This window comes from Novosphingobium sp., assembly GCF_041905565.1.
Classification (GTDB): Bacteria; Pseudomonadota; Alphaproteobacteria; order Sphingomonadales; family Sphingomonadaceae; genus Novosphingobium.
In genome coordinates, this window is record NZ_JAYRKX010000029.1 from 1 (window position 1) to 11,337 (window position 11,337).

General features: G+C 64.1%; 9 protein-coding genes. 6 read left to right on the forward strand and 3 right to left on the reverse strand.

What is annotated here, in order from left to right; translation table 11 throughout:
- Positions 1-584 precede the first annotated feature (584 nt).
- The gene (locus ACE3N9_RS16130) at positions 585-1,493 is read left to right on the forward strand and encodes a tyrosine-protein phosphatase (RefSeq protein ID WP_374285438.1); all 909 of its coding nucleotides are present in this window, start codon (positions 585-587) and stop codon (positions 1,491-1,493) included.
- On the forward strand, positions 1,417-1,656 hold the full coding sequence (locus tag ACE3N9_RS16135) for a tyrosine-protein phosphatase (RefSeq protein WP_374285440.1): 240 nt from the start codon (positions 1,417-1,419) through the stop codon (positions 1,654-1,656). Before ACE3N9_RS16130 ends, ACE3N9_RS16135 begins: the two co-directional genes overlap by 77 nt.
- Before the next feature lie 14 nt (positions 1,657-1,670).
- On the opposite strand, the gene ACE3N9_RS16140 is transcribed toward ACE3N9_RS16135, so the two are convergent.
- The 3 genes from ACE3N9_RS16140 to ACE3N9_RS16150 form a co-directional block, all read right to left on the reverse strand.
- Complete coding sequence (locus ACE3N9_RS16140; RefSeq protein WP_374285442.1) at positions 1,671-2,855, reverse strand: hypothetical protein; 1,185 nt, start codon at positions 2,853-2,855, stop codon at positions 1,671-1,673.
- A gap of 159 nt (positions 2,856-3,014) precedes the next feature.
- The gene (locus ACE3N9_RS16145) at positions 3,015-5,576 is read right to left on the reverse strand and encodes a TonB-dependent receptor (protein WP_374285444.1); all 2,562 of its coding nucleotides are present in this window, start codon (positions 5,574-5,576) and stop codon (positions 3,015-3,017) included.
- A 53-nt stretch (positions 5,577-5,629) separates the two neighbouring features.
- Complete coding sequence (locus tag ACE3N9_RS16150) at positions 5,630-6,988, reverse strand: hypothetical protein (RefSeq protein WP_374285446.1); 1,359 nt, start codon at positions 6,986-6,988, stop codon at positions 5,630-5,632.
- 246 nt (positions 6,989-7,234) lie between these two features.
- On the opposite strand from ACE3N9_RS16150, the gene ACE3N9_RS16155 reads away from it, so the two are divergent.
- Genes ACE3N9_RS16155 through ACE3N9_RS16170 form a run of 4 tightly spaced genes read left to right on the forward strand, consistent with a single transcriptional unit; the run spans position 7,235 to position 10,788 of the window.
- Positions 7,235-7,858: a TetR/AcrR family transcriptional regulator gene (locus ACE3N9_RS16155; protein WP_374285448.1), complete on the forward strand. Its 624-nt coding sequence runs from the start codon at positions 7,235-7,237 to the stop codon at positions 7,856-7,858.
- Positions 7,859-7,886: 28 nt separating this feature from the next.
- Complete coding sequence (locus ACE3N9_RS16160) at positions 7,887-9,152, forward strand: hypothetical protein (protein ID WP_374285451.1); 1,266 nt, start codon at positions 7,887-7,889, stop codon at positions 9,150-9,152.
- Between the two features lie 9 nt (positions 9,153-9,161).
- Positions 9,162-10,391: a hypothetical protein gene (locus tag ACE3N9_RS16165; protein ID WP_374285452.1), complete on the forward strand. Its 1,230-nt coding sequence runs from the start codon at positions 9,162-9,164 to the stop codon at positions 10,389-10,391.
- 16 nt (positions 10,392-10,407) lie between these two features.
- Positions 10,408-10,788, forward strand: a complete 381-nt coding sequence (locus tag ACE3N9_RS16170; RefSeq protein ID WP_374285454.1) for a nuclear transport factor 2 family protein — start codon at positions 10,408-10,410, stop codon at positions 10,786-10,788.
- The last annotated feature ends 549 nt before the right edge of the window (positions 10,789-11,337 follow it).

The window sequence follows — 11,337 nt, forward strand, 5'->3', positions numbered from 1 at the left end:
CAAACTCCACCATAACGATGAGCCCGGTGGCCACCAGCGACGCCGCATTCCGGGGTGGGGCATGCCCCACCCCGGAATACACCGTCACATACACCGGAAATTACACCACGAGCGCGGACGCTAGCCCTCTCATAACAGGCCTTTTCGTAAAACAGCTCAGCGGAGACCTCATCTGCGGTGCCTGTCAGGTCCATCCGGCTGAAGACGCCGGGAGTTGAACGGCTGGCTCCGCTGACAGAGCAGCCGTTCGGGGGGGGAGGCGGCCTCCTCAAAAGCCGTCATCCATTCACATCTTAGCTGGCGGCGTGAAAGGTCCGAGTCTGGGACTTAGCCGCCATTTACGCTTCAGCGTGCGAATGGCAGGTCTGGTCGAAAGAGGACGCCCTTTTTCGGGTCTCGGAACGTCCTAGCTGTCGGACAATCCGGGATGGCAGCTCATGAAGCCCAAACGACCAGAAGTAGACGTTGTTGCGCGCAGGTCTCGGCGGCAGCTACCGACAAGAGCCCGTCAATCCGGTTGCCGCTGCTTGAGATGTGAGGCAGACTGAGCATGGCTTCCTGCCTTGCGAACGGAGAAGTAATCGGTGACCCGACTCAAGCTGGAAATCTTGTCGCTGGTGCTGGCGGCCCTGTCCGCCAATGTGGCGGCAGCCCCGCCGACCGATGCGACAGTGGAGCGCAATGCCAGCGGTGCCGTTTTTGCTTACTGGACTTCGGCGGACCCGGTCGACGTGTTCGTCGCCGATCGCGCAGATGCGGGCCTCAAATCCGCCACCCTGGTTTCGCGAGCCGATACGGATGGCAGCGCAACCCTGCCGACGGGAGACAAGCGCAGTTACGTGCTGCTGCGCGATCCCCGCAGCGGTCAGGTCGTGCGAGTGGCCGAACGGCTGGTGCCGCTGGAGCGGGGTTCGAACTTTCGCGACATCGGGGGCTATGCAGTGGCGGGCGGACGGCATGTGCGCTGGGGGCTGATCTATCGCTCGGGCGCGACGCCGATGCTGTCGGAGCGCGACCGCGAACAAATCCGCGCGCTGGTCCTGACCGAGATGATCGACCTGCGCTCGGACGAAGAGCGGGTGCTCGCGCCGAGCCGGATCGACGGGGTGCATTACAGCGCGGTCGGCTATTCAATGACTAGCCTCAACTTCACGGCCTCGGTCACCGATAGCTACCGCGCGATGCCGCTGGGCCTGAGGCCGCAGCTGCGGCTGCTGTTCGCCAGCCTGCTGCGCGGCGATGGACCGCTGGTCTACAATTGTTCGGCCGGGCAGGACCGGACCGGGATCGCGACCGCGCTGATCCTGTCGGCGCGGGGCGCCCCCGGTGCTGCTCGGGTCGCCGCCGCGCCCCCCCCCCGCGACGATCCTGGCGGACTACCACCTCTCGACCCGCTATCGCCGGCCGCAGAACGAGATGCCGCCGATCGGCCCGGCGCTGGCCGAGAGCAATCCGGTCGCTGCGCTGTTCGCGAAATACCAGCAGGCCGGTAACCGGCAGCCCAGCCCGCTGATGACCGCCGACGGCAAGGCGTACCTCAGCTTTGCGCTGGAGGAGATCGACCGGCGCTGGGGATCGATCGAAGCTTACCTTCAGGCCGAACTTGGCGTCGGTCGGAAGGAGATCAAGCGGCTTCGCGCACTCTACACTCAATAGTTAGGAAATAGCATTCAGGCTGTCACGCCAATCAATTGGCAATCGGCGCTGGGCATCGGGCCTTCATGACGCGCGATTCGCAGCACCATGCCGCCTTCGGAATGGCCCATTGTCTCAATCCACGGCACCCCCGGAACCTTAGGGTCAACCGGCCCGAGGGCCAGCCGTACCACGCCATCGCGGTCGGGCTGGGTTGTGTATTTGCTTGCAAATACTCGGTTGCCGAAGCGCCATTCGAAGGATTCCATCCAGAAATTCATCGGCACGAAGCTCCAGTAGGAGTCGGACGATGGAACGAAGGACACGAGCAAGGCCTTGCCCGGTGGCAGTTGCCAGTATCCCGAGAGGTAACGATGGCCGGCAGGTGTGTAGATGTCACCTTCATCAGGCATTGGAGCAAGAGAATTGCGCTGCCTGTCGCGGTTATTCGCCATCCATTTCGCCCACGTCTGCACGTTCCACAAGGCAAAGTTACCCGCCCGTTCGATGGATTTGGCCAGGTCAGCGGTATCGAGCGGCTGAAGCTGGGCGTCCCCTGACATCCTGTGAATCGCCAATGGTGGCGGATGATTGGAAATGGGGTCGCGCAGATAGCGCCTGACCACAATCGAACTGGCGTCGGGAGTCAGACGGAGCACGTTCGGCCCTCGCTCCGACCGGCTGAGACGCACTTTAAACTCACCATTCGACTGCACCCGCAGGTCGCGCTCCGTGAGACTGTCAATCAGCCTCCTGCGATCCGCGCCTGCATAAAGGCCACCCGAATAGATGCCGAATTCGATGAGGGCCACGTCGCGCAGACTGCCGGTTACCAGATAATCATGCCCCCCCGAGATGGCCGCCTTGTCATAGAGCTGCTCGGGACTGTCACCGGCAAATTTGCGAACACCGTCGCGCGTCGCCTGGAAGAAGGCAGGAAACAGCGGATCGGAATATTGCACGAAGGTATCGATACCGATCGTCAGGTAACGCAGAAACAGCCGATATCCCTCGGCACGATCGAGTTCGCTCGCGGGTGCGCGGAGCCCGGGATATGCGTCCGGAAATCCGGACAGTGTCGTTGCCAGTTTTGCCATCGCTTCGGCTAGCGGATCGCCGGCCGCATCGAGACCAACTGCCTTCGCCGGGTGGGGCACTAGCGCGCTTCCCGCAGAGAGCATCGCCAGATTTGCCATCAGGCTGCGTCGATCGAACGACATCTTCAAACTCTTCCAATGTTTCAAATAAGAACCGCAACAATTGGTCTGAAGCCGGGCCGCGCAGGCATTGTAGGCGCAAAAAAAGACCGGCGGGACAAGGAGGGGTAGCGTCCCGCCGGACTCGACCGCGGCCCACCGCCGCGGCTCGGGTTTTGTGTACTAGTGGCCGATCTTCACCGACACCGTCGCCCCGTACATCCTGGGTTCGCTGAAGAACCCGCCCGCATAGCCAAGCGAGCCGAAATCGACGGCGCGGACAAATTGGTGCTGGTTGGTCAGGTTGCGAACCCAGACCTTGACCTCGGCCTGCGCACCGCCCAGCGCAATCCGGTCCAACCCAATCTGGGCATCGACCGTCTTGCGCGCATCGCTGCGGACCTGTTCATTGAACGGAGCCGAGATGCTGTTGCTGAAGCTGTACTTCGGCGATTCATAAGTATAGCCGGCCCGCCCGACCAGCCGCATCCCGCCCGGCAGCGGGAACACCGCATTGAGCGCGATATTGCCGGTGTACTTCGACGTGTAGCCCGGCTTCGAGATCGAGGCGATGTTGACGATCGGCGAACCGACTGCACCAGAGGTCGGGATGTTGAATTCCTTGTACTGCACATCGACGTAACCGAAGTTGCCGTCGATCGTGAAGTTGTCGGTCAGTACCGCCTGGCCTTCCACTTCGACGCCGGTGTAGTTGACCTTGCCAGCATTGACGATCCGCGAACCGAACACCCCGGCCGAGGCGGTCGGCACGGGCACGGCCACGGCCAGATCTTTGTAATTGTTGTGATAGCCGGCCAGGTTCAGGCGCAGGTGGCGATCGAGCAGTTCGGTCTTGATTCCGGCTTCGTACGACATGATCTTTTCGGAATCGAACGGCAGCAGGGTGGAGGTGCCGACCTGGGTCGTGTCGGGGGCATTGAACCCGCCCGAGCGATAGCCGCTGGCCGCACGCAGGTAGGCGTTGACCTCGCTGGAGAATTCATAGCGTGCCATCGCGTTCCAGGTCAGCCGCTTGAACGATGCATCCCCGGTCGCCGGAGTCGACGGACGGGTCGCGCCGCTCTGCTGGCGGATCATGTGCTTGTTGTCCCAGGTATAGCGCAGTCCGCCGGTCAGGCTAAGGCCGCCGGCGTCACGCCCGCCGACATACCAGGTGGCCTGGCCATAGAGTGCGCTCGATTCCGCACTGGTGGTGTATTCCAGCAGGCCGAGCGTCGGCACCAGGCGATAGCGCGCCGGGTTGGCCGCCGCGAACGAGGGCCCGAGCGCGCCGAAGTTCGCCAGGAACGTGGCGTTGGTATCAAGCACGAAGCCCGAGTTCTGGTAGTTGAGCTCACTGCCCTTTTCCCAGAAGTAGAACCCACCCACGACCCAGTCGAGACTGTCGGTCTTGCCTGACACTTCCAGTTCCTGGCTGAACTGCTTGTGGTGGCGGGTGTTTGAGGTGTCGAACAGGCTCTGGGTGGTGGTTGGCACCGGGGCCGCCGCAATGGTTGCCCTGGCGACGGCAGGGATCGACGGCACGAACGCCAGCAGCGAGGCCGGCATGCCATTGAACAGCGAGGCGCTTGTGAACATCGGCCCCTGGAAAGCCCCCATGCCGTCCAGGTCGGACCCGGTGTTACGCGCCGACCAGTTGCGGTAGCCTGCGGTAAGCTTGACCTGGAAGCCGCCGAAATCGTTCTGGATTTGCAGGTTGTGGCCCCAGATCTTGTCAATCACCGGGCCGTCGTCATCGAGGCAGATCTGCGAGCGATACTGCCGGTCCGGCACGGCCAGCGCCTTGCACGCCGGGTTGGCGAAGGTTGCCGCGGCTATGTACTGCTGCACCGGCGCAACCTGGGTCTGGGTGACCCCGGCCTGGCCATCGACCACCAGCGGCGGACGCGCCGTGCCGTCCGCCAGGTTGGTCAGCTGGAACGCGGGCGAGCGGATTTCGTTGCGTGAATAGTCGAAGATGTAACGGATCGAGCCGGTGCCGCCGAGATCGGCCTTGAGCGCGGCGCGGAACGAGTCCAGCTTGCGTGCGCCCGGGTCCTTCGCATTGTCGGGCTGAAGGATATTGTCGACCGTCCCGTTCTGCTGGCTGTGAGCATAGGAGAAACTGGTCCGGATCCCCAGGATGCTGCCCGTGTCGAGCGAGATCCGCCCCGCCCACTGCCCGCGATTGCCGCCCGTGCCGCTCGCCGCGATCCGCAGGTCCTGCGAAGGATCGCGCGAGATGAACGAGATCGCACCGCCGGTGGTGTTGCGGCCGAACAGCGTGCCCTGCGGGCCGCGCAGCACTTCAACCCGTTCCAGGTCCATCACGTCAAGCGCGGTCGCGCCCGAGCGGCCGATGTAGATTCCGTCCACATAAACCGCGTTGGCCTGGTCGAGCCCGAACGATTCCGAACCGCCGCCGGAAATCCCGCGGATCGAGATCGCCGCGCCCGAACCGCCGGTGACCGAGCGCACGATGGTGACGTTGGGAGCCAGGCCGCTGATGTCGCGGGTATCGCGGACGCCCAGCTGGGCGATCTTTTCCGCGCCCAGTGCAGAAATCGCGATGGGCACTTCCTGCAGGTTCTGCGCGCGCTTCTGCGCGGTGACGATGATTTCATCGAGGCTGACTTCGGCATTGTCGTCCGCCTTGGCGTCCTGTGCCTGGGCCGGGGCTGCAAGGCCGAGGGCCAGCGCTCCAATGCTGATGCTGAGCGCGATGCTCTGTTTGCGGATTGTCATAACCTGTTCCCTCCCTTGGTGTTCACCTGGCTCGAAGCTGCGGGCCGTTCATGTCATCCCTTGCAAGCCGCGACCGGAGCCGGGCCGAAGGTGCGCCGCCAGTACGTCGCCGCGCGTTCCTTCTGCTGCAGGCGGCGCTCTGCGGGGCTTACCGTGGCGATGTCTGCGGGCAGTGGCAGGGAGACCTTGCGGACTTCGCGCACCGCCTGTGCCGGGGTGACCCCGCCGGGCAGCCCTTGCCAGCGGATCGTCATGATCCCGCCGCCCTGTCCGCTGGGATCGAGCCAGTTGGCCGCCCCCGGATCGCGCGCGGCGATGACATAGGTGATCGTGCCGTCCGGATTGGGCCGGGCCTGCGCAAGATTGAGGCTGCTGGTCCGGTCGATGTAGTCATAGGCCACGCCCCAGGGATCGGTCAGCTGAAAGCCCAGCGACTTCGCGCCGAGCGGATCGAGCGTTACGACGAGCGCTTCGCCGTCCTGCAGGCTGAACCAGCCGCTCGCCGAAATTCCCCGCCCGCCGGGGCGCAGGCGCGGCGCGACAAAGGCGTTGGCGGGTCGGGAATAGAGGTACGTGTTGTCGTAGGCGAGCCAGTAGGGCGCGATCTTTGCCAGCAGCGCGGCTGATCGGCGGGCCAGTTCGGCGGGCGTCGGCGCGATCAGGTCAGGCCCGCCGGTCTTGCGCACGGCCAGTGCGGCAGGCTGCTGTTTGCCCCAGTCGGTGAACAGGTCGCGCACCACCATCAGCAGTTTGCCGCTGCCTTTCGACTGGATGTGGTTGCTGCGTCCGTTCGCGGGTTCGGGACCGATCGTCACCGTGAAGCGGCCGTCCGGGCCGATTTCCATGTCTTCACTGCTGAGGGTGCCCACAAAGCCGCCACCCTCGACCGACATCGGCGTCGTCCCGGGGACAGCATCCATCAGCGTGAAGTGCAGTTGCGCTGGGCCGCCGGGGCCAATTCGCCCGGTAATCTCGTAGGACGCCGCCGCGTCGATCGGCACGTTGCGATAGACATTGTCGGGATTGTCGATGCCATAGCCCGAGCGCCCGACTGCAACGCCGCGCAGGCGCAACGGCGCCTTGGTGACCCACATTGGCTGCGCGTTGGCCGGATCGTTGACGATGTACTGGGCGGCCGCATTGGCAATCGCGGCTGCCGCGCGCTCGATGGTTGCGCGGCCTGCAGGTGAGCCGGCCTGCGGGTCGGCGCGATAGAGGGCCACGATCCGGGCCTGTTCCCGCTGCATCGGAGCCGAGGCGAGCACCGCCTTGACCTGCACCTCAAGTGCTCGTTGTTCGGCGGTTGCGATCGGGCCGCAATCGAGGTCGGTCGAACCAGCGGCCGCAGAGCTCGCGCCCAGCGTCAAGCATGCAGCAGTGGCGGTCCAGGCCCAGATTCCGACCATGCGCATCGCGCTCTCCCGATTGCCCCTTGGCGGGCATCCTGGATTCAAGGGGTCGCAGAGGATTAACTTACTTGCAAGTCAATTTCTGGAACTCACCTCGCGACCACCGAAGGGTTTTGGCCTAAAATGTTCACCTTTCCGGGACGCGAACCTTGAGGTGCGATCTCTAATCTACTTTCGTGAAAGTAGATTGACTTTGATACCGCTCACGTGGGAGGCCAGCCGAACGTAGCACTTGGGGAAGGGATCACGTTGGCAAACTCGGTCAAAAAGGCCCGCAAGGGCGAGGCAACCCGCCTCCAGATCCTGCAGGTGGCCGAACGCGATTTTGCCGAGCTCGGCTATGATGCAACCCGGCTCGAAGCGATCGGCGATTCGATCGGGATCAAGCGCGCCGCGATCTTCTATCATTTTCGCAGCAAGCGCGAACTGTTCGAGGACGTGTTTGCGGGTATCCACTCAAGCCTGGTCGCCCACACCGAGGATCGTCTGGCGGGCGCGTCCGACCCTTGGGAGCGTCTGCTGCTGCTGGTCGAAAGCTGGGTCGACTTCATGGTCGCCCGGCCGGCCGCAGCGCGGCTGATCCTGCGCAACTGCGCCAATGCCGAGCATCCTGACGACTACTCGCCGGACTTTTCGCAGAATGCCCTGCAGATGTTCCGAGACATCATCGCAGACGGTGCTGCGACAGGCAGATTTGCCCCGAGCGCGTCGATGCACCTGGTCAACCTACTCAGCGGCAGCATCCTGCACTACGTCTGTAACCCGCAGCAACTTGGCGACGACCGTCCCTATCGTCCCGACGATCCTGCCGAGGTGGCGCTGTTCAAGTCGATCCTGCGCAGAACCGCGCGAGCGATCGTCGATCCGGGCTGATCCAGCACACATGCATCGAGAGGACACCATGAAGTACGTCTGGTCCTGGCCTATCGCCGCGGCACTCGCATTCTCCGCCCCGTCAGCAGCCGAACAGCCAGCCCCGCCCAGCCAGCAGCTTGATGCCGCGTGGAACGATTTCCAGGCCGCGCTGGCCGAATCCACCACCTATCTGCGTCAGCACCCGTTCTACCGTGACGATGAGAACCGCGCCTCGGCCTATGCCTTCCTGACCAGCATGATGCTGGCCCGGATCGAGGAGAACGTGGTCTTCGACCCGGACTTCCCCCACTTTCGGGTGCTCGACCACCGCATCCGCGAAGGCGGCGACAATCCCGACCAGCGCTATCTGATCGCCAATATCCGTGGCGGCACTGGATACCGGGTCTGGGGCAAGCTGGGCAAGCAGCGGCGGCTGGAGTTCCAGGTCTATGCCGGCGATCCCTATGTGGCGGGCAGCGGCGGGCGCAGCGTTGGCTCGATCGGAGCGGACCAGATGAAGTTTGGCCCCGATGGGGCGTTCGAAGTGTGGATCACGCCGGACAAGCGGCCGGGCAACTGGATCGAGAACCCGCCCGACGGCAGCCAGCTGCTGGTCCGCCAGGTGGTCAGCGACTGGGACCGAGAAATGGTTGGCGATGTCCATGTCGACCGGATCGGCCACGAAGGCGATCTCAAGCCCGTGGTGGACGACGCGATGATGGCGGCACGGCTGCACAAGGCTGCGGCGGATCTGCGCACCCATGTCCGGGTCTGGCCGGGGCTGATCGCGAACCGCTACATGAAGCGCACGCCCAACACGGTCGGCGTGCCGTTCGATCCCGGCTCGCAGGGCGGGCTTCCGGGCCGCTTCATGGCCAGCGGGCAGTTTGACCTCGCCCCGGACGAAGCGCTGATCATCCGCACCTGGCCTGCCAGCGGCAATTACCAGGGCATCCAGCTGACCGACCTGTGGTTCTCCTCGCTCGAATACAGCAACCGCCAGACCAGCCTGAGCGGCGACCAGGCCCGGCGCAGCGTCGACGGGTCCTATTACTTCGTGCTCGCCGGGAGCGACCCGGGCATACCCAACTGGCTCGACACCATGGGTCGCCGCCACGGGGTTTTCCTGCTGCGCTTCGACGGGATGAAGGAGAAGGTGTTCGATCCGGCGAAGTACCCGGTGGCTACCAAGGTCAAGCTGGCCGAGCTGGCCTCCGCACTGCCGAAGGACATGCCCCGGATTACGCCGCAACAGCGCGCCAGGGCGATCGCCGCGCGCCGACGCCATGTCCAGCTGCGTTATAACGACTGAGGTCCGGCCATGTCCCTGCGCGCTCTGTTCCTGCCCCTTGCCTTGCTGATCGCCGCCCCGGCCTGCGCCGATCCGGTCGCGCCGCAAGCTGAAGTGGCGGACGATCCCGCCGCGCCGCTGATCGATGCGTTGCGCGATGTCAGCGCCAGCCTGCGCGCGTCGCCCTATGCTACCAGCTCCGAGGTGGCGCGGCAGAACACCGACCGCTACCTCGCCGGACTGTTCGGCCAGGCCTGGGATTTCGCGGGCCAGCTCGGCACGATCGGCACTCCCTCGTTCGGCCGCAGCACCGGCGTGGAAGGGCTGCCCGGTCTGTTCAATCCCGACAATATCTATCGCTCGGTCCTGCTCGAACCGGGCGGGATGTACCGCATCTACGGGCGGCGCGGGACGCATGACGAGCTGAGCTTTCAGGTGGTCGACAAGTACCCGATCGTCGGCCTGGGCAAGAACCTGCTGGTGATCCGTCCGAATGCAAAGCAGGGCAAGGATTTCGAAGTGTTCCTCGGCGGCGCGCCGCGCAAGAGCGGGAACTGGTTTGCCTTGCCCGACCAGGCCCGGGCGGTGTTGGCGCGCCAGTCGTTCGGCGACTGGCGGCAGAGCCCCTCGACACTGTTCGTCGAACGGCTCGATCAGCCGCCGCCCCGCGAACGGAGCGGCAGATTCGTCGAGGCGGCAAATGCGCTGCGGCAGGCCGCCAGGCTGTGGGTCGAAACCTACGTGCCGGGGATTGAGCGCGCGACCTGGGTCAACGAACTGCCCAAGCCGCGGCTGTCTGATACCAGCACCGGGGGGCTGGGCAATCAGATGAGCGTAATGGCGCGATACCGGATTGCACAGGACGAGGCGCTGGTGATCACGGTGCGCAAGGCCGATGTGGCCTATCAGGGGATCCAGTTGGGCGATCCGTGGTTCGTCACGCCCAACCCGGTGCTGCATCAGGTCAGCCTGACCGCGCGCCAGGCGCGGGTCGATGCCGACGGCATGATCCGCTTTGTGATCGCGCTCGGCGATCCGGGCGTGCCCAACTGGCTCGACCCAGCGGGCAATCCCGAAGGCTATGTCTTCATGCGCTGGCAGGGGATCAGGGCCCCGCTCGGCCCCGATGCCGCGCCGACTGCGCAGCGCGTCCCGCTGGCAAGACTGCGCCAGTTGCTGCCCGCCACGACCCCCCAGGTCGATGCCGCTACCCGCGCCGCCCAGTTGGCCGAGCGCAAATGGGTACCCCAGATTCGTTGAGACCTGGAGAATTGTCATGATCACCGCCCGCGACCTGTCGATTGCCTCGCTCGAAGCGGTCAAGGCCAGGCAGCGCGAAGCCTGGCTCGACCTATTTGCCGAGGACGCGGTGGTCGAGGACCCGGTCGGCCCCTCGCCGTTCGATCCCGCCGGCCAGGGGCACCGCGGGCGTGCAGCGATCGCGCAGTTCTATGATACCGTGGTCGCCCGCAACACCAGCTTTGATTACAAGATCCGAGAATGGTTCGCCTGCGGTGATGAAGTGGCGAGCGCGGCGACCTTCACGATCGGATCGCCCGACGGCGGCACCAATTCGATCGACCTGATCACGATCCACAAGGCCGATGCAGCCGGCAAGATCTGCTCGTTGCGCGCGTTCTGGTCGTTGTCGACGTGAGGCGAGGATCACTTGCCTTAATTCTCTCACTGATGACAGCTTCGGCGAGACGATAGCTTGAGCCAGGGGTTCGCTGAGATTGATCCCAGCCCGAACCAACGGCCTCTGTCTATGAACTTATTTGTAGTCTCGAACGTCAGCTCTGTCAGCGCCTGCTGCCCGGATGGTCAGATGTATTCCAATGGCAGGTATCGACGTAATCGGACATTCAAGCTCGTCCGGCTGAACGGCGAAATCTGATCGTATTCTACCCATTACGCCGATGGCTGGCACCGCCAACATAGCCGACGTTAAACGCCTCAATGGGCTCCCCTGAAAGCTGCTTTCCGTTCAGGCAGATGCGGGCGATCGTGAAAGCCAGCACTTGGGACAAACCCGTCATTCCCGACCGGTTCGCGAAATGTCGCTTACCGACACGAGCAGACTGAGTAGCCCCTAGTTTTCTAGACGCCTTCCGCTTTCAAAATCTGCTGCCGTTCGAACTCGACGGGTGACAGCATCCCGTTCCTCACCTGCTTGCGCACCGGGTTGTAGAACATCTCGACGTAA